Annotated in this window: 18 protein-coding genes; 8 read left to right on the top strand and 10 right to left on the bottom strand. The window is 42.4% G+C overall.

Translation table 11 applies throughout. The features are described from left to right. Position 1: 1 nt before the first annotated feature. The 4 genes from L2735_RS15175 to hemA form a co-directional block, all read right to left on the bottom strand. The gene (locus L2735_RS15175; RefSeq protein WP_248985512.1) at positions 2-397 is read right to left on the bottom strand and encodes a SirB2 family protein; all 396 of its coding nucleotides are present in this window, start codon (positions 395-397) and stop codon (positions 2-4) included. Between the two features lie 142 nt (positions 398-539). Then, positions 540-1,397 (bottom strand): peptide chain release factor N(5)-glutamine methyltransferase, encoded by an 858-nt coding sequence (gene prmC / locus L2735_RS15170; RefSeq protein WP_248985511.1) that lies wholly within the window; start codon positions 1,395-1,397, stop codon positions 540-542. An 86-nt stretch (positions 1,398-1,483) separates the two neighbouring features. Beyond that, the gene (prfA, locus tag L2735_RS15165; RefSeq protein ID WP_248985510.1) at positions 1,484-2,569 is read right to left on the bottom strand and encodes a peptide chain release factor 1; all 1,086 of its coding nucleotides are present in this window, start codon (positions 2,567-2,569) and stop codon (positions 1,484-1,486) included. Positions 2,570-2,583: 14 nt separating this feature from the next. Next, the gene (gene hemA, locus L2735_RS15160) at positions 2,584-3,834 is read right to left on the bottom strand and encodes a glutamyl-tRNA reductase (protein ID WP_248985509.1); all 1,251 of its coding nucleotides are present in this window, start codon (positions 3,832-3,834) and stop codon (positions 2,584-2,586) included. 585 nt (positions 3,835-4,419) lie between these two features. Between hemA and lolB the strand changes: the two genes are divergently transcribed. The 4 genes from lolB to L2735_RS15135 all read left to right on the top strand — a co-directional run bounded on the left by lolB (position 4,420) and on the right by L2735_RS15135 (position 8,287). Then, the gene (gene lolB, locus L2735_RS15150) at positions 4,420-5,049 is read left to right on the top strand and encodes a lipoprotein insertase outer membrane protein LolB (RefSeq protein WP_248985508.1); all 630 of its coding nucleotides are present in this window, start codon (positions 4,420-4,422) and stop codon (positions 5,047-5,049) included. A gap of 113 nt (positions 5,050-5,162) precedes the next feature. Then, on the top strand, positions 5,163-6,035 hold the full coding sequence (ispE, locus tag L2735_RS15145; protein ID WP_248985507.1) for a 4-(cytidine 5'-diphospho)-2-C-methyl-D-erythritol kinase: 873 nt from the start codon (positions 5,163-5,165) through the stop codon (positions 6,033-6,035). A gap of 104 nt (positions 6,036-6,139) precedes the next feature. Beyond that, positions 6,140-7,087: a ribose-phosphate pyrophosphokinase gene (locus tag L2735_RS15140; protein WP_102528060.1), complete on the top strand. Its 948-nt coding sequence runs from the start codon at positions 6,140-6,142 to the stop codon at positions 7,085-7,087. 189 nt (positions 7,088-7,276) lie between these two features. Further along, entirely contained in the window at positions 7,277-8,287 is a 1,011-nt protein-coding gene (locus L2735_RS15135) for an FAD:protein FMN transferase (protein WP_248985506.1), read from the top strand. A 158-nt stretch (positions 8,288-8,445) separates the two neighbouring features. Here L2735_RS15135 and L2735_RS15130 read toward each other — a convergent pair whose 3' ends face one another. The 6 genes from L2735_RS15130 to L2735_RS15105 all read right to left on the bottom strand — a co-directional run bounded on the left by L2735_RS15130 (position 8,446) and on the right by L2735_RS15105 (position 16,253). Continuing rightward, positions 8,446-9,231 (bottom strand): hypothetical protein, encoded by a 786-nt coding sequence (locus tag L2735_RS15130; protein WP_248985505.1) that lies wholly within the window; start codon positions 9,229-9,231, stop codon positions 8,446-8,448. 63 nt (positions 9,232-9,294) lie between these two features. After that, on the bottom strand, positions 9,295-9,789 hold the full coding sequence (locus L2735_RS15125) for a hypothetical protein (protein ID WP_248985504.1): 495 nt from the start codon (positions 9,787-9,789) through the stop codon (positions 9,295-9,297). Between the two features lie 979 nt (positions 9,790-10,768). Beyond that, positions 10,769-12,346: a general secretion pathway protein GspF gene (locus L2735_RS15120; protein ID WP_248985503.1), complete on the bottom strand. Its 1,578-nt coding sequence runs from the start codon at positions 12,344-12,346 to the stop codon at positions 10,769-10,771. Next, a complete protein-coding gene (locus tag L2735_RS15115) occupies positions 12,339-12,524 on the bottom strand; it encodes a hypothetical protein (RefSeq protein ID WP_248985502.1) in 186 nt (61 codons plus the stop codon). Before L2735_RS15115 ends, L2735_RS15120 begins: the two co-directional genes overlap by 8 nt. A 10-nt stretch (positions 12,525-12,534) precedes the next feature. Then, positions 12,535-14,979: a LamG domain-containing protein gene (locus L2735_RS15110; RefSeq protein ID WP_248985501.1), complete on the bottom strand. Its 2,445-nt coding sequence runs from the start codon at positions 14,977-14,979 to the stop codon at positions 12,535-12,537. 2 nt (positions 14,980-14,981) lie between these two features. Further along, positions 14,982-16,253 carry a hypothetical protein gene (locus L2735_RS15105; RefSeq protein ID WP_248985500.1) on the bottom strand — a complete coding sequence of 424 codons (1,272 nt, stop codon included), beginning with the start codon at positions 16,251-16,253 and terminating at the stop codon, positions 14,982-14,984. Between the two features lie 255 nt (positions 16,254-16,508). Here L2735_RS15105 and L2735_RS15100 point away from each other — a divergent pair, with 255 nt between their 5' ends. The 4 genes from L2735_RS15100 to L2735_RS15085 all read left to right on the top strand — a co-directional run bounded on the left by L2735_RS15100 (position 16,509) and on the right by L2735_RS15085 (position 21,341). Then, on the top strand, positions 16,509-19,220 hold the full coding sequence (locus L2735_RS15100) for an HzsA-related protein (RefSeq protein WP_248985499.1): 2,712 nt from the start codon (positions 16,509-16,511) through the stop codon (positions 19,218-19,220). A 48-nt stretch (positions 19,221-19,268) separates the two neighbouring features. Further along, positions 19,269-20,030: an SH3 domain-containing protein gene (locus L2735_RS15095; RefSeq protein WP_248985498.1), complete on the top strand. Its 762-nt coding sequence runs from the start codon at positions 19,269-19,271 to the stop codon at positions 20,028-20,030. A gap of 39 nt (positions 20,031-20,069) precedes the next feature. Beyond that, positions 20,070-20,741 carry an outer membrane beta-barrel domain-containing protein gene (locus L2735_RS15090; RefSeq protein WP_248985497.1) on the top strand — a complete coding sequence of 224 codons (672 nt, stop codon included), beginning with the start codon at positions 20,070-20,072 and terminating at the stop codon, positions 20,739-20,741. Between the two features lie 96 nt (positions 20,742-20,837). Continuing rightward, entirely contained in the window at positions 20,838-21,341 is a 504-nt protein-coding gene (locus tag L2735_RS15085; RefSeq protein ID WP_248985496.1) for a TlpA family protein disulfide reductase, read from the top strand. The last annotated feature ends 7 nt before the right edge of the window (positions 21,342-21,348 follow it).

The following is a 21,348-nucleotide window of genomic DNA, read 5'->3' as shown; positions in this document are numbered from 1 at the left end:
ATTAACCCATTAATACAACTTGTTTAAAATGAGCCAGCCTGGCAGCTAATACGAGCCATCCAATAGCGCCTAAAAAGGCAAAGATTTTAAAGAATTTATTGCGATTGCCTTTTAAGGCCATTACACCTAAACCGATGTAAGCAAGTACTGCAAGAAACTTCTCTGTCATCCACGCATCCACAAATGGATACTGCTTGATCATGAAGCACAAAGTCAGTCCTGACAATAATAAGAAGGTATCAATTACATGAGGCGCAACCTTTACAAACTTCTTATCCATCACTGGAGATTGACGCATATGCAGCACAAAGCGAGTAATAAAGAATATCACACTTAATAATATGAAGGTTAAGTGGGTATGCTTAACTGCAGGATATAAACTGTAAAAGGTTTCCATTATTGTTTTTCTCTTTTGAACTACAGATAAAATGGCCGCTAGTTTACTCGATCAAGCGGCCCTATAGCAATGTTAAGAAAAACCTAGGATTAACAGCCACCCATTGATAAATGATTCACATAATTTGAGCGTGAATCAAGCGTTACTTAGGGTTCCACTGACCTAATGTACAACGGTCGTTACTGCCAAAGTCACGCACAGTGGCGACATTATCATAGCCCAGGTCAATCAGCTTTTGTCTTACTGTTAACGCTTGCTCAAAGCCGTGTTCAAGCAGCAGGTAACCGCCCTCTAACAAATGCGTTCTTGCATGCTCGGCAATATGAAATAAATCAGCAAAACCTTGCTCAGCAGCCGTCAGTGCACTTGATGGCTCAAAACGAACATCACCTAAATCTAAGTGAACATCGGTTTCATCAATGTATGGAGGATTGGACACAATCAAATTAAAATCTTGATGCTCTACCGCACTGAACCAGTCAGATTGCAGTATTTCAACATGGGTAAGATTTAAGTTTTCACGATTGGCTTTTGCTAATTCAACCGCATCATCCACTTTGTCGATAGCTGTCATCTGCCACTCGGGACGTTCAGAGGCTAAAGACAAAGCAATAGCACCGGTTCCAGTGCCTAAGTCCAATACTTTTGCATTGTTATCTAACGGCAAATTAAGTGCTGTTTCGACTAATATTTCTGTATCAGGTCGTGGAATAAGTGTGGTGGCATTAACAATAAATGGTAGAGACCAAAACTCACGCTCACCAATAATATGCGCAACAGGCATGCCCTGCTTGCGCTTTTCAATCATGGTTTGAAACGATTTAAATTGGTCAGCAGTGAGTACCTTTTCAGGCCAAGTGTAGATAAAACTACGCTGCTTATTAAGACAATGCAGAAGCAAGGCTTCTGCATCAATATTAGCCGACTCAGACGAGTCGACTAACTGGCTATAAGCCCATTGCAAAGATTCCGCAATGGTAGAAAAAGAAGACTGTGGCAACGTCGTTCCTTAGTCATTTTAATAGCCATTTAAACTAGCTATAAGAACTAGCTATTAAAACTAGCTATTAAAAAGAGTTTTTGAAATTAATCGTCAGCTAATGCTGCAAGCAGATCAGCTTGTTCTTCTTGCATCAATGGCTCAATGATGGAGTTTAAGTCACCTTCCATAATTTCATTTAAGCGATAAAGCGTTAAATTAATGCGGTGTTCGCTCATACGACCTTGTGGGAAGTTATAAGTACGAATACGTTCAGAGCGATCGCCACTTGCCACTAAGTTACGACGAGTAGATTCTTCTTCACTGCGACGTTTTTCATCTTCAACAGCTTGCAAGCGAGCTGAAAGAACACTCATTGCTTGCGCGCGGTTCTTATGTTGCGAGCGCTGATCCTGACATTCCACCACAATACCTGAAGGTACGTGAGTAATACGAATCGCAGAATCGGTTTTGTTGACGTGCTGACCACCGGCACCTGATGCGCGGAAGGTATCCACTTTCAAGTCTGCTGGATTAATTGAAATTTGTTCAGCTTCCGGCACTTCAGGCAATACCACCACAGTAACAGCAGAGGTATGTACACGACCTTGTGATTCAGTTTCTGGCACACGTTGAACACGGTGTCCACCAGACTCAAACTTAAGCTTGCCGTAAACACCTTCACCGCTCACTTGAACAATCAGCTCTTTAAATCCACCATGTTCGCCTTCGTTAGCGTTCATGATTTCCATTTGCCACTTGTTCGATTCGCAGTAACGAGAATACATACGGAATAAGTCACCTGCAAAAATCGCTGCTTCATCACCACCCGCACCTGCGCGGATTTCGATAAAGGCATTGCGATCATCGTTAGGATCTTTAGGCAGCAGCAAAATTTGCAATTCGTCTTCAAGACGTGCAATTTCTAATTTTGCTTCTTTGATTTCTTCTTGGGCCATTTCACGCATTTCTGCGTCATCTTCAGCTAGCATTTCATTAGCTGATTCAAGGTTCTCTTGAGCCTCTTGGAACGCAGTAAAGCTTTTTACGATGTCTTCTAACTGAGAAAATTCTTTTGATAACGCACGAAAGCGGTCTTGATCCGCAATAACTTGTGCATCACTCAGTAATGCTAACACTTCTTCATTACGTTCAAGCAAGCCTTCCAGCTTGCGAATAACCGACTCTTTCATTTAACTTTGTTACCTTAATTTTTATCTAAACCAAGCGTGACGCGTAATTGGCCTAAGGTATTCAAGTCTCCTTGACGACTAGCAGAAGTTAACGCTTGTGTCGGCGCATGAATTAAGCGATTAGTTAGGCGGTTTGCTAGCTCTAAAATCACTTGTTCATTGTCACCACCTTGAGTCAATTTGTTCAAGGCGCGTTCTACTAATTCATCTTTAATTGCCAAACTTTGGCTACGGTACTCTCGAATACTATCTACAGACTCTAACGAACGAACCCACTCCATAAATACATGGGATTGCTCATCGGCAATTATCTCTGCCTGCTCGGCGGCTTCTTTACGTGAAGCCATGTTCTGTTCAATGATGCTGTGCAAATCGTCCACAGTATAAAGGAAAGCATCGTCTAATTCGCCAACTTCTGCTTCAATATCTCGTGGAACGGCAATATCAACTAATAACATCGGTTGATGACGTCGTTGTTTCAGCGCCTTTTCAACCATGCCTTTACCCAATATAGGTAATGGACTGGCGGTAGAGGATATCACGATATCGGCTTTAGGTAGATAGTCAGGTATTTCTTGTAGCGTAATTGCTGTGGCATCGAACTCTTCACACATGGCTTGAGCGCGTTCAACCGTTCGGTTAGCCACCACAATACCAGCAACTTCATTGTCTTTTAAATGCTTAGCAACCAACTCAATGGTTTCACCTGCGCCAATTAGCAATACGTTAGTGGTGCTCAGTGACGAGAAAATATGTTTAGCCATACTAACAGCGGCAAATGCCACTGACACTGCGGCGGCTCCGATTTCAGTTTCGGTGCGCACTTTTTTAGCAACAGAGAAGGTATTTTGAAATAGGCGATCAATCGTGACAGCAGTGGTACCTGCTTCTTTGGCTTTTACAAAAGCTTGCTTCACTTGGCCTAAAATTTGAGGCTCACCCAGCACTAACGAATCAAGTCCAGAAGACACACGCATTAAATGCTTGGCACACTCTTGATCCTCGTAACTGTAGATACAAGGCATTAATTCGTCATGGGTCAAGTCATGATAATCTTCTAGCCACTCAATAATGTCTGCTTTAGATCCATTATTACAATAGAGTTCGGTGCGATTACATGTTGACACGATCACGGCTTCACCAGAACTAGTGCGACTAGCCAGACTCTTCATGGCGTCATGAATCTTGTCTGGTGAAAAAGCGACTTTCTCACGAAGGTCGACCGTGGCGGTTTTATGATTTATTCCGATTGCTACTAGGCTCATTTGACTCGTTTTAAGTTCTTCGCGGGATCATTAATTAGGCTATTCTACTTAATTGCCAAAACTAAAAACACAATTGGCTTAACAAAACCGAATAATTGTCTATATTTTTTCTAAATATTCTATCTTGTTAACAAAACGATAGGAAATTTGACCCATTTAATTAAACATTATGATGCCTATAAACGCCTAACAAGCAAAGCATTCTTACTATATTTACTTCTGTAGGTTAGGGTCTGTTGTTCTTTTAAGGTTGTTTTTGCAGCAAATTGTTGACCATTTGTACAAGGCAGAGACTTTGTGATGTAGTTATTCTACATAAAAAGTCGATAACGCAGTAAAAATAGTCAACAAACACTGCCCGAAGGGTTCGACTAAAAGCGCTTTACTCTTTGAAGTAAATAAAGAGTTGCTTAGATTGCTAGGCGGCAATCCACTCACCTCGGCTAAAATGCTTTTATTTCGAACAAAACTTAACTGCGAAAGAACAACAGGCCCTGATAAAAATGCAAAAATCAAAATGGATTTTTACAATCATGGTCTAGGTCAGTATTATAAAGCAACACTATATATAGGTAGCGAACTCTTTTGCGATATTTAACATTTTCCTTCCAACGCTTAATGCTACTTTGTTGTCTTTTTCTTGCAGCTTGTTCGGTTAAGCCTCCCCATACTCTGACCAATATTGACGTATCACAAGCCAGTGAAGCTAATGCCTGGGAGATACAGGGCAAGCTTGCATTTCGCTCGGATGCAGACAAGTTCAGTACCAATTTGTTTTGGTTCCATGACAACACCTTTAGCGAGCCGCAAGATGAGTTAAAGCTCACGACAGTGATAGGTACAACGGTATTATCATTAACTTCTCAATACGGTTTAGCCAGTATTGATGTGCAAGGTAAAACGTATACCGATAGCAATCCGCAGCAACTAATTACTCGCGTCAGTGGCATGCAAATACCGTTAAATAAATTGCCATTGTGGATCACAGGTCAAGTCACTGAAGATGATCAGGTTTTAGAATATAACCAAGATGGCACTATAAAAGCGTTCACCAGTAAAGATGTCGGTGAAGACTGGCAGGTTAAATTTATCAGCTACCAGCAACAAAGCGGCGCGAGTGTCCCGCGGTTATTACAAATCAATCGCGCTGATGTGCAAATTAAAATTCAGATAAACCAATGGCAAGCATTAGGGCCTGTGGTTACTCCTATTTAGCGCTATTCTGTTAACCCAATAGCGTTAAGGCATTACAAACCAGCTTATCTAAAGCCTGTATTTGGTTAACCAGAATTACGTTCAAACTTTATATTGTCACTAAGAAGCATTTTATGACCACAAACCCAAGCAACACTGCCAACATTTCAAAAAATTGGCCTGCGCCAGCAAAGCTTAATTTATTTTTGCACATCACAGGTCAACGCGCTGATGGTTATCATGAACTGCAAACCTTGTTTCAGTTTGTTGATCAATGTGATTATTTGGACTTTTTACCCACTGAAGATAAATCCATACGGTTACATTCGGAGTTATCAAAAGTTGTCGCAGAAAAAGATAACTTAATTCTAAAAGCCGCAAAATCATTACAAGAATATTGCAATTATCAAGGCGGCGCTGAGATTTGGTTACGTAAAAACTTACCTATGGGTGGCGGTTTAGGCGGTGGCTCTTCAGATGCAGCGACCACATTAATTGCCCTAAATAAGTTGTGGCAACTCAATTTACCTCAACAAACTTTAGCTGAAATCGGCCTCAAACTTGGCGCGGATGTCCCTGTTTTTATTAATGGTTTTGCAGCTTTTGCCGAAGGTGTAGGTGAGCGTTTAGTAAATGTTCAACCGCCAGAATTATACTATTTAGTCATAGTGCCAAATGTACATGTATCTACTCAGGCTATTTTTCAAGATCCACTACTCCCCCGTAACACGCCTAAGTTATTAATAGAAACATTAATGCATAATAAATGGACAAATGATTGTCAGAACTTGGTCGCAGAAAAGCACCCTCAAGTTGCCAATGCATTAAGCTGGCTGGTAGAATATGCGCCGTCAAGAATGACCGGAACTGGCGCATGCGTCTTCGGTGAGTTCGAACTGCAACAAGCAGCGTTAGATGCTCTGGCAAAACTGCCTAAATCTATGCAAGGTTTTGTTGCTAAAGGCTTGAATCAGTCACCTTTGTTGACCCGATTAAGCCAAAGTTAAAATATTTCTAAAAGTGTATTACGATAAAGTTTACTGTTCAGTTCACAGTTATTTATCCACATTTTTAGCCACTAACATTAAAGCCAACACCTGAGGTTCATAAAGTGCCCGATATCAAGCTCTTTGCTGGTAACGCTACCCCTAAACTAGCCAAAAAAATAGCCGACCGTTTATTTTGCAAACTTGGCGATGCAGTAGTAGGCCGTTTCAGCGACGGTGAAATCAGTGTTCAAATCAATGAAAACGTACGTGGTGCTGATGTATTCATCATCCAGTCTACTTGTGCACCGACTAACGACAACCTAATGGAACTTATCGTTATGGTTGACGCGTTACGTCGTGCATCTGCAGGCCGTATTACTGCCGTTATTCCTTACTTCGGTTATGCTCGCCAAGACCGTCGTGTACGTAGTGCTCGTGTACCAATCACCGCGAAAGTTGTTGCAGACTTCCTTTCCAGTGTTGGTGTTGACCGCGTACTAACTTGTGATTTACACGCAGAGCAAATTCAAGGTTTCTTTGATGTGCCTGTTGATAACGTGTTTGGTAGCCCAGTGTTACTAGAAGACATGTTAGGTAAAGAACTTGATAACCCAGTTGTGGTTTCTCCAGACATTGGTGGTGTAGTACGTGCTCGCGCCGTAGCTAAACTACTTGATGATTCTGACTTAGCCATTATCGATAAGCGTCGCCCACAAGCGAACGTTGCTCAGGTAATGCATATCATTGGTGACGTACAAGGTCGTGACTGTATCATCGTAGATGACATGATCGATACTGGCGGCACACTTTGTAAAGCGGCTGAAGCATTAAAAGAACATGGCGCAAACCGTGTTTTTGCTTACGCAACTCACCCAGTATTCTCAGGCAACGCAGCAGCTAACATTGCTGAATCTGTTATCGATGAAGTTATCGTCACCGATACTGTACCGTTAAGCCCTGAAATGCTTAAAGTTGAAAAAGTGACTCAGCTGACTATGTCAGCGGTACTTGCAGAAGCTATTCGTCGCGTAAGCAACGAAGAGTCTATTTCTGCGATGTTCCGTCACTAATTAAGCAAGTTATTTGCTAGTCGTAAAAAAACGCACTCCATGAGTGCGTTTTTTATTGGCTCTTATTTATTGCCAATGATTTATTGCCTATATTTCAATCATAAACAAAGGTAAATCAATCTAGATATATCCCCCATAACTCAGTACCCTATTGGACATAACAATATTAAGAATTGAGTGTTCAACTCCATGTTCAATTTCAAACCAAAACTCTGCTCATTGGTAAGCTTATGTTTTATTAGCCTGCTATTACCTTCTCAAGCGTTGGCTCAGTGGCATCAAAAAAGCTTTAAAGTGATGGGCACTCAAGCCCATGTTGAATTTTGGCTTGCTGATAAAGATTCGACAATTGAAAGTACAAGCTCTGCATCTGAACTGATTAACGCAGTCGAGCAAGAGATGAACCGTATCGACAGGTTAATGAGTCCTTACAAAGCAGACAGTCAACTAAGCTTGGTTAACCAACAAGCAGGCATTGCACCAGTTAACGTCAATCAAGAGCTGTTCGATTTACTGATTGACTCACACAACATTGCAGAGCTCACCCAAGGCACTTTTGATATCACCTACGCCTCAATCGGCTATCAATATGATTACCGCCAAGGTCAAAAACCTGCAGACAATGACATTCATCAAGCTCTTGATGCCATTGATTACCGCGCAGTGATATTAAATAAACAGCAATCTAGCGTTAAATTCAAAAACCAAGATGTCAGAATAGATCTAGGCGGCATCGCCAAAGGCCATGCAGTAAAGCAGTGCCTCGCCATACTAAAAGCCGCAGGTGTCGAACATGCCCTTGTTAGTGCAGGCGGGGACACAGGATTATTAGGCGATAGACGCGGCCGTCCTTGGTTTGTGGGGATTAAACACCCACGCGCCGCTGATAAAACTGCAGTGCAACTACCTTTAAGTGATGAATCAATCTCAACCTCAGGGGATTATGAGCGTTATTTCATAGAAGATGGCGTTCGTTACCATCACATCATTAACCCAAAGACGGGTGATTCAGCTAGAAAGGTTGTTAGCGTATCGATAATAGGTAAAGACTCAACTTACGTTGATGCCCTATCTACCGCAGTGTTTGTTAAAGGCTTACAAGAAGGCATGGCACTGATTAACCAACTACCAGAATACGAAGCGATTATTATTGATAATCAGCAAACCTTACATGTGTCTAAGGGATTGCAAGAGAATTAGTTTTAACTATTAATTGGAATAATTGGAATAATTGGAATAATTGGAATGTTTGGAATAATTGGGAGAGATTTTGATCTTCCCCACTTATTTGTATTAGTCTCGACTTGATCTGAAAAGTACAAAATCATGTGTTTTTCTATTAATAATATAGTTTATTGCTATGGCTCAAATTGTTCTACAAGTTCTATTACATGTTCAATTTTTGTCACGAAAGCGACGTCCGATTTTTCATAGTATTCGATAAATACACCAGCTAAATAGAACTCATTAACTTTTCTTTTATTTGGAATAAACCAGTAAGGGCCTCCACTACAACCTCTAGGATTAAGTGTTTTTTGACCATTTATTTTTTTAGACCAATGTATTGGATAGTGCGAACCAGGAATTTTATTATATTTAGAAAAATCGCAGTTTTGAAAGAAGTTAAATGAGAACGTCCATAGTACACCTGAGAAGTGCTTAGTCTGATTATTAAGGCGCTTTGCTGTTTTATTCTTAGAAGAAGGAAAACCCTGTAAAATTTGCATATCCACTTTTGAAAAGTGCCTGTTTAAAGTTGTTTTAGATACAGGAATAGCTAGTTTTATGCAGCGATTGTAATAATTACTTTCAGGTAGGATTGGAATTGCAGCTATATCAAATTGACTATCCGCGACTTCAGTGCCTATTTTCACAGTTCTCTTAGAACCAAGCAAAGACAGTGAAAAAATTTCCGTTTCTAATGCTATAACAAAGCGGCTTTCAGCAAATTGAATGGCATCTATGACGTGAGATGCAGTGATAAAATAAACTCTGAGGTTTTTCTCAATGAAAAACCCTGTTCCTTCCATTTCCGGACGGTCAAACTTATCTAAACAGAAAATAGGAATAACATAGCTATCAAGAAGCTCACCAGCTTCTTTTAATATCTCACCATATTTTTCATGAGACTCTACTTCTAACATTGAAACTTCCTTGATTTGACGCGCTAATAATGTGCGACAAGCTCTAAATATTTGCTATGTGAATTATGACCGTTTACCTTGACCAAACGCACCTCCAGATACAACGTGTCTATTGTACTTTTTAACCTCTCCAAATAAAGCATTTCCCTGAACAGGCTTTTGCAATAAACGTTTGTAATCCTTTTCCTTTTTAATATCTATAGCTTTTTGTTGTTCAATTACTGCCTGGTCGTTTAAACGTTTAGTTACACGAATAGACTCTTGAAGTAATTTAGAAACCAAAACCTGACGATTAAGCCGCATTTCCTTAGCTGTTTCATTGAATACCACTTCTGACTCTAAACGCCTAACTTCTTTCTCTAACGCAGCTTGGCTTAAAGTTCTCTTAAGTTCAATATATAGCTTGTTAGACTTTTTGGGGCTGCGGCTATTTATTGCCCACTCATAAGTTCCAACTATAGAGGCTCGGGTCTGCCTCACAGCTTTAGGAAGCGACTCTATAAATGAGGGCTTCAAACTATAAGCAAATTTTTGGCATTTTGGTTGATGAGTTTCCATTGCTTTTTCTGATTCAAAATCGCAACAACAGTATTTACATTTCCGTGGTTTCATAGTTAATCAACTCAAATAAAATTTAATCAGTGCACTTAACTATCAGCCAAAACGCACACGTACTTTTGATAGATCCATTCTTAAAACTTTGCTATCCCAAACCCATTGATTAATAGTCACTCTAGCAGAGGCCTGTTCAATAAACGAGTATCCATATTGGGTTACAAGCTTTTATGGTAATGGTCTATTTCATTGCTTCATTTCCAAACTTCGTTTGGATTAAGGTCAACGTCGTGGCGCTTCGCCCACACCCGACGAAAGGGAAACAACAGCATTTCCCTTTTCGATATCCCTTGCCGCCCCTAAGAAATTGCTCTTAAAAGCGAGCAAGCCTCATGCTTATTCGAAAATAGCTAACGCTTTAGACTGGCCATCCATGGCCAACTAAAGCTAGCCTGACGTCCTGTCAGGCTTACGCTATTTTCTTCAACGCATTTCAGCAATTTCAACGGGATTCTTTGTGCCCGCAGATTCATTTGTTTTAGCTAAAGTCATTAAGTGATGTTGTAGACTATGAATGTCCAATTTGAATTGAGGTAGGCAAGAAAATCGCGTGAGTCCAGACATGGATGTCTGGCTAGATTTCGAGGGGAAGGGACGCCCCATCGTAAGCGTTAGTGATTTTTGTAGCTTGCTGAAGCGGGCTCAAAATGAAGTTTGAAGCTGGATGATTCTCCGTTGGAAATTTTGCTGTTTAAATTTCGCCGGAGCTGCGGGGTGTAGCTCTTAGCAAAAAGTAAGAGGGAGTCGCAGTTCACTCCCTTTTAGTCTGGTGTGGGCGAAGCGCCACGACCTTGATTTAGATTTTGACTTTCATATAACTAACTGTCGAATCACTAAATCATATAAAAATACCAAACAAAAAAGCTCAGAGGAAAACCTCTGAGCCTTTCAATTCAACCAGCAAAATAAGCCTAGGCTTCAATCAAACAATCGGTTGAAACGCTGTCAGTGAATCCAGCATCGTACTGTTCCCCAAACCTTGTCTTGGGGCTACCGTATTAAACTGGCCTTGTTCGCCATGAAGTGCCATGTAGTTAAGTAACACTGTATCCACTAACAAGTTCACGTTATTCGCCGATGGCGCTGATGCGGTGTCCACTGAGGCGTCAGAGCGCATAAATCCTATCTGTTGGCTTTGTGCCATTTGATCCGCATTAGCCCCCATCAATTGTGGTTTACCTGAAGGGTTATAAACTAAAAAGAACGATGCGCCTGTTGATGAGTTATCACCAGTCCATTCGCCCTTGCCTCGCCCTTCCATTGACTCATCGATGCGGCCATTACTAGCAACTGAGCCATCACTAAACACATACATCATTAAAGGTTGGTTGCGCCTTGCAGCGTACTCTAAACAAGCGCCCATACACCGACCTGCACGTAAATCTCGTAATTCACCCGTGCCGCGCTCACCTGTATGGTAGTCAAAGCCGCCCATAGTGACGGTGCCAGCACCAGAAAAACCATTAACCACTAGCTTCATAATCGATGCGGTTTTTTGAAACTCAGATTCAGAGTCAAATTCGTTAATGGTAAATATACCGCTCGGGCCAACTATATCAGGATCTAGCACTGGGTTAAGGGTCGATGGGTCGCCAAATCGATCGGCTAAATCGGCACTTTTGACATAGCCGCAATTAACTAAGTCTTTAATGACATCATCGCGGGTCACTTGGGTATTCACAGCTCCCATTTTTTGGGCACTGATCCGTTGAATACTTTCCATCACGGTAACGGCGTCACGCTGTGACAGCAGGCTGAATAAATCGCCCACATCCACTAAACCTGTTACGTCTGACGGGCGGTCAATTTTGGTAGGACGCATGCTTAAGTCAATGAAGTTATTCGCTGCCATTGAATTGCCGCCAGAATCAGTGCTGCGCGAGCCAATGAGTGGCATTAACGAGCCGTTAGCCCCAGCTGCAGCAATGGCATACATGGGGTTATGTGGGTTATTCCCTGTGTCGTTATCTGAGCGGCATGGGATCACTGCGCCGTTAATTCGTGATGCGGTATCTGCTGATACTTTCTCTAAAATGCCCCGTAAAAATGCAGAGTCAGAATGAAAAGCCAAACCTAAATCTGTATTGATAAAATCAGACATACCAACATCAGGGTTTGCAATCGAGGGTGCCATATCACCGGGTAAACCTAGCTTGTTATAACCTGCGGTGGAGAGAAAATCTTGCTGGCCACCAGCGCCGCCAACCAATACATTTGAGCCTGCGATATTAGCTCCGCCCGCTAAATCAAAGCTGATAAACGGAATTTTGCCCGCGCCTTGAACGCTTATCCCGCACGAGTCTCTAAGTGCTTCTAAGTCTGATGATAAAACGGCATTGGCTTGGTTTGGGTTCGCAAACATGCTCATTAATGATAAACCCGCAACCGCTTGGCCACCTTTCGCTAGCCCGGTTGAGATGAACTCGCGGCGAGTCATGGGTTTACGATGATCGGAAAACAATAAAGGACTGTCAGGATGAAGATGAGTACGTTTAGTCATGTTGAAGTCCTTTCATACTGTTTTTAATCACACTTACTTTGTTGGGTCTTTTCTCACTCAGGCGCTTAGTACTGAGGCTCTGAGCATAAGAATGAGCATTTATTTGATTACAAACCAAAGCCGTTAATTGAGTCTTGCTCATGATTGCCAAGGGAGTCATATCGATTTGATTAGTCATTATCAGTCTCCTATTGGATCAGCATAACGGCACTGGCTAATACTGCCGCACACGATGCTTTAGCAATGGTCTGAGTTCGTTCAGGGTCGCAATTGGTGCCGCACACTGACAAGTTAGTGACCAAGGAATCAAGTTCGCCATACACCAATGCACTGTCAGGTTGGGTCGATAAACTCAGCGGCATTAACTGGCTAATTAATGGGTTTAAAAAATCAGCTCGGTTACTGGCACTGAGTGCATCTGCTGGCGCTTGAGTGAAATCGATACTTGGGAACCAGTTACTGCGAATATCGTCATCATCGATAGCGACATCACAATATGCGATAGCAAGCTGAGTCACACCCATCTGCTGCGCTGAAATAAAGGTGTCGATATTTTCAATACTCGGCAGTTGGCGCTTAACCAAATCATAAGTCGTGAACACTTTGGCAGTATCTTGCGCAACACCAGTGAGCACACTCATGGAGTGGTTAATTTCAGCAAAATTTCGCAAACCGATATGGGCAGTTTCAGTAGTTGCTGGTAACTCATCAGGGGTGACAATGACACCCGGAACTACCACATTGATATGCTCGCCGATTTGCTCGAAAGTTAAAAAGAACTCATCCTGACTTGCGCCTTTTTCAAGGCCGATAATCGTGCCTAACGCTGATAACGGCATTGGTTCAGCTAATGCTTGGCCACTGGTAATGGATAAGTCGATATTTGAATATGCCTGACCTTGAGCGCTTTCTTTACCATTCATGCCAATGCGAATAGAGCGCATATCGAATGGTTCAGATACTGGGGTACCATCAATATTCACTAACGAAGCGCCCGTAAATAAGTAGCTATAATTATCGAACTGGCTTACCTCAAACATCACGTATGTTTCAGGCAAATCAATTAAATGACTGACCGAGAAAAGTAAGAAGAATTTCTCACCGACGCCAACATCATAATTTTGGCTAATCTGCTCTTGTTCTAATACGCGGTTATAAATGGCGAGTAGTCGAATATCGCCTTGCCATACATGCTGATTCGATGCTTCACGACCTAAAATCAATGCGAAACTGTCGTCCCACGAGGCCAGCGGGGCAATGTCTTCATCAACCACTTCGATTAAATTGCCGTTAACGTATATACGACGACCTTCTGTGGCGTTATAGGTTAGCACCACATGCTGTAGCGTCGCTTGCAGCACTTCATCTGCATCAGGCGTACTTAATGAAGGCTCACCATTAACACTTGAGCTTTCGGTTCGCAGCATAAAGTCATAGTTATATTGGGTCTGACCTAAAGTGAAGTTACGGGCATCATCACCAGCTGAATAAGTGATGATTCTTGCAGGGCCTTCTTGAGTCACATTATTTGGGGTAACCCAAGCTTCAATAGAAAACTCACCTGTTGAGGTGATTAAGTCGTGCAGTTTTTTACTGTTCGCTGTGCTCGCTTGTGCTTTGCCGTTAGTAAACGATAAGCCCCAACTGCCAAGCCATTCAACATCACCAGTCAGTGATAAGTTAGCTTCAGGTGCGATACCAGAAGTATCGTATGCCGTTGTCCCTTCACCGGTTTTAAATTGATAAAGCGCAATAACGTCAGTTTCAAATCGACCGCCACTTGAAGCCGTTATCCCGTCTGTCAGCCTTAAGGATTTAGATACCACCATCTCAGGCGATATTTCATCAAGTTCAATGGCATCACTCATGGCTGTAATCGCTGCCAACATTTCATTACTGTTTTCTTGGCAATTAGTCCAACAGTTATGGAACTCGCTACCTAAGCGCACGACCAAACGTGACTGCGCAGGCTCATCGATGTTGATGACATTTTTAGCTGACTCGTAAGCTTGAGTAATATCGTTACTGGCAAAAAATGGGGACTGAGCGAAAGTCGCTCCTTCGTTATGACAATCAGCGCAGTACTGACTAACAATAGGATAAACATGTTGAGAAAATAAACCGCTATCATCAGGGAAGCTTTTACTTGAACCAGGCTCCCGAATAACTGGCGCAGTCAATTCAATGGTATTGGCACTGCTAACTCGTTCATCCGACCATAATTTTATCCACGAGGTCATGGTTTCGCCACAGGCGCTATCACTGTCTAACCAGCAGTTATGACCACCAGCAACTTTTTCAACTAAACGTGAAGCAGCAGGATCAGCTAAATCCACCAATGGATTGGTTGCAGCATAAGCATCATTAACATCTTCGCGGCTAGCAAAGTACGGCGCTTGATTGCCTTCTGTATGACAAGCACCACAGCGATTTTGACCTGAAATGTTATCCCACAATGACACCTTATATTTTTGAATATCTTCGGTGGCAGGCGCAGGCCCTGTGTAAACATCAGAGTCAGGATCTTGCTGCTGAGGAGGGTTACTTTCTACATCGCCACCGCCACAGGCAGTTAATACCAGTGACAGGGTTAAAACTGAGAATAGCGATAGCTTTTTATGAGTAAGTTTCACCGTTATTCTCCCATACAGTAATTGCCAACTTCAGCGAATACCCGCTTAAGTTGATAGGAATTTTGTTTGAAAGATTCAGTGGTGGCAGCTATTTGAGAAAGATCATCATTCGATTCAGCATCTCGTAAGCACACAGTTTTAAACACTTTCTTAACTTGGCATTGAGCAAAAGTTTGGCTATTAGCAAACTCTTCACCTAAGGATTTTGCTCCAAAACCTTTACCATCTAGACTTTGATCCCAACCTAGCTTTTGGTTAACTCCTTCACGCCAATAGTTATTCCACTCATCATCTTCAGTGACATAACCATAGGGAAAGCTGGTCGAGTTGATGTGATATTTGCCTTGCACTCGGGTGCCAGTATCAGGGTCAACTTGACCATTTTGATTGTAAGCAATCGCACCACTGTCGCCATCGGGATCGGCTTCGACATTAAAATCATACTGATAAAATGCAAACGCCTGCGCCAATGGGTCCATGCCACTGTGACACGCTAAACAGTTATTAATAAACAAGCGACTATCGCCGCCAGGGCTACGACTGACATCTTGACGGATCCTATCGGGTGAACGGGTATTGTCTTTAAGCGGTTCTAAATCGGTACACAAATGGTTCATTAAGGTAAAACGGACCATGGCGCGATTTGTGCCTAAATAAAAGAAGGCTTTTGCTGCCGCTCGACTTGTTAGCACACCTGCAGTCGCATCGCTTGGCAAGCCATTTAAGCTAGACTGACTGGTGCGCTCTAATCCATCTTTTAAATCAATGAACTGATCTTCTAGTGCTTGGTAATGCTGGTTATTACTGGTGCTATATGCTGGAAGGTTAAGACTATTGTCACCTACGTAAACCATATCAGCCTGTAATAACTGCCTAAAGTCTACGTCATCTCTTACCGCACCTATCACTGTGGCGCTGTAATCATTTAGCGGCGCAAAGCTATCTTGATCAATATTGGTCCAAGGCGTGGCAAATAATTTGAGGGTAGTTGAATAAAAAGCAGGGTTTTCCATGGCTAAGTAAGCGGCTTCAATTGGCTTACTGTCACTGAGTAATGCAGCTATATTATTGAGGGTTTGCTCAGAGGCTGGCACTCCTGCAATTCGGTCATGTAACTGTTTTGCTTGTTCGAGGGTTCCTGCTGAGCTGATTGCTGAAAAAACAGCCACCCCACCTAATGCAACAAGCTTAAAAACACGACTGCAACGCTGCGAATGCTCACTAAAACTACTAGAAAAATGCCGACTTTTTTGCGTACAAAGTTGCCCCTTCATACTGTCTCCTTGTCAATATTTTTAGCTAACAAATGCTTTATATAGCAAAGGGATAAAAACACAGACAATGATCGGTAATTCTAAAATCATAAAGCTTATTGTTTTTATTTTGTTAACTTTATTTTTTTACTTGGCAAAATAAAATTTGCTAAAAAGTATTGAAACACTGGGGCTAGGGGGCAATAATGTCAAGAGTTATTACATTTTTACTATGTAACAATAACAATAATAACAATTATATATTAAGGGTAATAAATGAGGCCATTCGTAGGCTCTAATGCTTTAGGCTGTAAAGCTTTGCTGGCCTTTGTTCTTCTTTCTGGTTGCAACACCGACACTGCCATCAAAGATGAACAACCCGATCCTGTCTTGGTCGAATACCCTGTCGTTTATATTCAACGTGATTTGATAGTCCAGGCGGATGATGACGATCCCCAAGGCGCCAGCTTCGAGTCCAGAAATCCAGCCCAATTCAACCCGGGTGCACAACTATTTGTAAAGCGTAATGCCTTTACCGACTCCCCTGTCACCAATATTACCGCTGAACTATTCGCTGACTTGTTAGGCGAAGACGCCGATCCTGAAACTGTTCAACGCATCGATATTCGAGACCTATCTGTCTCTGATGATGGCCAACAATTTTTAGTGTCAATTCGTGCACCTGAAATTGAAGGTGTAGATGAGATGGAGCAACCTAGTTGGAACATTTGGCGTTACCAGTTAGCTAGCCAAACCCTTGAGCGGGTTATCACTAGCGATACTACGGCAGCTCAAGGTGATGACTTAATGGCATCATTCTTACCTGATGGTCGGATTGTATTTGCATCAACTCGCCAGCGTTTATCTCGCGCCATATTGTTAGATGAAGGTAAGCCACAATACACTGCGCTTGATGAAAGCCGCGATACTGAGGCTTTCAATATTCATCTGATGAACCCCGATGGAACGGGCATAGAACAGCTGAGTTTTAATTTAAGCCATGATTTTTACCCATTAGTTCTGCAGAACGGTCAAATTCTTTATAGCCGCTGGGATAACATGGGTGGAAATAAAGGCATTAACTTATACCAAATGAATCCCGATGGGACTGACAATCAACTGATGTTTGGTTGGCATTCGCATCAAGTGGATTTTGACGAACAAAGCGAGCTCATTGAGTTTATCAAGCCGCAACAACTTCCCAATGGTGAAATATTAGTTTTACTGTCATCACAAGATGACATGAGTTATCAAAAACGTCCTGTGGTCATCAATATTGAAGAGTTCACTGATAACCAACAAGCCACAGCGCAATCTGGCGCCAACGATAACGCCATTAATGACTTAGAGATGAGCTTTGACTTTAATTTTAACTTTTCTAATGCACTCTCTCCTTCTGGTCGATTAACTCACCTTTACCCGTTACCCGATAATAGCCAGCGCTATTTGCTGAGCTGGGATTTATGTCGGGTGGTGGTTGAAGAGCAAATCCGTGCCTGTGGTCAGTTAACCGACGAGCAGTTATTAGATCAAACCCTTGAACTTGCCGAGCCTTTGTATGAACTATGGTTACTGAATGATGCCGACGGCACTCAGCAATTAGTGGCCGACAGTGAAGTAGGTAAAGTCATTACAGAAGCATTGGTGATGCAACCTTCTTCACAACCTAAAACCTTTATTGCGGATAAAGTCATTGGTAATGAACTTGACCCTCAATTACATGAAGAACTTGCCGCAGCGATTCATATTCGCAGCGTTTACGATTTCGATGGCCAATACAGCAGCAGTAATCTTGGTGGAATTGCTCAATTAAGCGATCCTTCCTTAACACCAGCAAGCGAGCTACCCGCACGCTTTTTGAAAGTTGTCCGCGGCGTACCCATGCCATCTGATGAAGTAAGAGATATTGCTAATACTGATTTTGGTCGAAGCCGCAATCAGCTCATGCGCGAAATCATTGGCTACACGCCGATTCAGCCAGACGGTTCAGTAAAAATTAAAGTCCCCGCTAATATCCCTTTAGCCATTAGTGTGCTTGATATTAACGGCCAGCGAATTGGCGGACGTCACAGCCAGTGGATAAGTTTAAAAGCGGGTGAAACCCTGCAATGTACTGGTTGTCATACTGCAAACAGTCAATTACCCCATGGCCGATATGCTGCTCAAGCAGACAGTATTAATTCAGGTGCCATCGGCGGCTCAGCCTTCCCTAACGCCAGTCAAAATATCATTCCAATTCAAGGCCAAACGATGGCGCAAGCTGACGCCATGGTCAATGGTATCGCTGAGTTAACATCAAGCTTAGATTACCAAGACCGTTGGACCAACCCTGATATTTCGGCTGTTAACAACAGCGTAAATATTGCCTACGAAAACCTGCAAACCCCAGCGCCCAATGGCAGCGAATGCTTTAATAATTGGAATACCTATTGCCGTATTCAAATCAATTACGTCGAGCATATCCAGCCAATTTGGGATTTGCAGCGTCTTGCAATCGATGAGGTCACTTTAGAAGTCCTTGCCGACAACACTTGTACAAGCTGCCACAACATTGTCGATGATAATAACCTTGCTCAAGTACCAGCGGGGCAACTTGAGTTACTGGCAACTCCGTCAATAGATCAAGTCGCCCATCTCACCAGCTATCGAGAATTATTTTTCAATGATGTTGAACAAGAAGAGATTGACGGCATCATCGTCGACAAACTCGTCGTTGTGCTCGATGCAGACGGCAATATTGTTTATCAAGTTGATGCTGAAGGCGAACTGATACTCGACGCAGAAGGTAATCCAATTCCTGTGATGACCACAGTGAATGTGCCAGCCATTATGTCGACCAATAGTGCCAGAGCCAGCGCTAACTTTTTTGACACCATGAACAACGAAACCCATCAAAATATGCTGACAGCAGATGAACTTAAGCTATTAAGTGAGTGGATAGATATTGGCGCTCAGTATTACAACACGCCATTTTACTCTCAGGATTAACTTTAGAGCTAAACAAACAGGGATTGATGATGTTACAACAAGGAAGCCATGCTTAATTATCGCCACATATTCAACACTGTGTTATCAGGTGCCTTACTTTGCCTGACATTATTGAATCCGAATCTAGCTCTGGCAGAATCTGCGGCGGCTAAATTAACCATCGACGTGCCTTTTATTGAACTCCACTCTGGTCCGAGTGCGGGTTATCCCGTGGTGCATGTGGTCGAGCAAAATGAACAAGTTAGCGTATTACTTAAACGCACCTCATGGTTAAAAGTTCGAGATAAGCGCGGTATTGAAGGCTGGTTCCATGAAGATGACTTACTGGGCTTTAGCCAGCATGGTGAAGCTGTCAATCAACAAGTGATAGGAACCGAAGCCTACCTGCAACGAGATTGGGAAGCCGGCGTTATGTACGGCGACCTTGAAGGCGCTAATTTCTATCAACTTCAATTTGGATATGTATTCACCCCAGTGTTTACTGCCGAACTGTCAGCAGGTAAAGCACTTGGCAGTATTTCCGACAGTGATTTATTTGAAGCCATGCTCATCAGCCACCCTTTTCCTGATTTACTCATTAGCCCTTACTTAGGTGTGGGCGGCGGCATTATCAACACTAAGCCCCATAGCGTTATCGCCGACTCTGAATCACGAGAAAGCACCTTAATGAGCGCTGCAGCAGGTATTAAATATCACTTCGCCCGTAACTTTATTTTACGTGCTGAATATAAATTTTCGTTGGCATTAACCGACCGAGATGAAAACGAACAACTTCAATCTTGGAAAGTAGGCTTTAGCGTATTTTTCTAACCCCATTAACGGAACATCAAAGTCGTCATGAAGGTAGCAATGAAAACAATAATAACAAACCGTGCTAAAACCGCGCTCAAAAGCCTATCAACGATAAGCCTTTTAGCCCTTGGGGTTAACTTGAGTACAGGCGTAATGGCTGCTGATTCACAGGCAAGTGTTGGCGTAAAAGCCGACGTTGAGCGCCGAGAAGTGCTTGATGATGTACTTGATACTGAGAACTTTGAAGTAGGCATTCAAGGCGGCTTAATGTCGATTGAAGACTTTGAAAATAGTCCTTGGATAAGTGCACACCTTGGGTATCACATCAGTGAACACTTTTATGTTAAAGCCCGTTACGCTGTTGCTGAAGGTGGAGACACTAGTTTCGAAAAGCTTGCCAATACCGCGCCCCTTCTGACCGATGAAGAACGCGAAATGAGCTATTACGGATTGAACATTGGCTATAACTTTTTGCCTGGTGAAATATTTTTCAGTGAAGACTTAGTGTTTAACAGCGTGTTCTCTTTCGAACTGGGCGGTGGCAGCACAGAATTTGCTGGCGATGAACAATTTACAGTTAATTTAACCGCTAATTATCGAGTGTTTTTAAATGATTGGGTCGCATGGGATTTAGCCATGAGCGACTACATCTTTGACACTCAAATTACCGGTTCATCAAAAACCACCCATAACTTAACGTTTGCGACGGGTATTGCAGTTTATTTTTAGGGGTGCATTAACACTCCCTAAATGCGTAAAAGTCTCGCCATCGACGGCAGACTAAATCATCAAAAACGAAATAAAAAACATAATAAAGGATTATCAATGATGTTTTCAAAGCGCTGGTTTATCGCCTTATGCACCTTCTTAGCCCTGAGCGTGTCGATACAAGCCCACGCATTGTCAGAAGGAGACATGGCACCTGATTTTACGCTCAAGAATATGCAAGGTGAAAACCTTAAACTATCTGAGCAGCGCGGCAATATCATTTTAATTAACTTTTGGGCCTCTTGGTGTGGGCCATGCCGTAAAGAGATGCCTGTATTGCAAAAACTTGAGGATAACTATCAAGACTTAGGTGTCGCGGTTTGGGGAGTTAACGTTGAACAAGAGAACCAAGCTGGTAAGGATTTCCTCGCCGATCTTAATTTAAGTTTCGATATATTTTTTGATGAAACCAACTCCCTTTCTGAAACCTACGATGTAAAAGCCATGCCAACCACAGTGATTGTCGACCGTGATGGCAAAGTGCGATATGTGTTTCTTGGATACCAAGACGGTTACGAGAAAAAATATGCCGCTGCGATTAAAAAGCTGATCAGAGAATAACCCTATG

It is taken from the genome of Shewanella olleyana (genome assembly GCF_023283825.1).
Lineage (GTDB): Bacteria > Pseudomonadota > Gammaproteobacteria > Enterobacterales > Shewanellaceae > Shewanella > Shewanella olleyana.
This window is presented reverse-complemented; position numbering and strand designations above follow the sequence as displayed.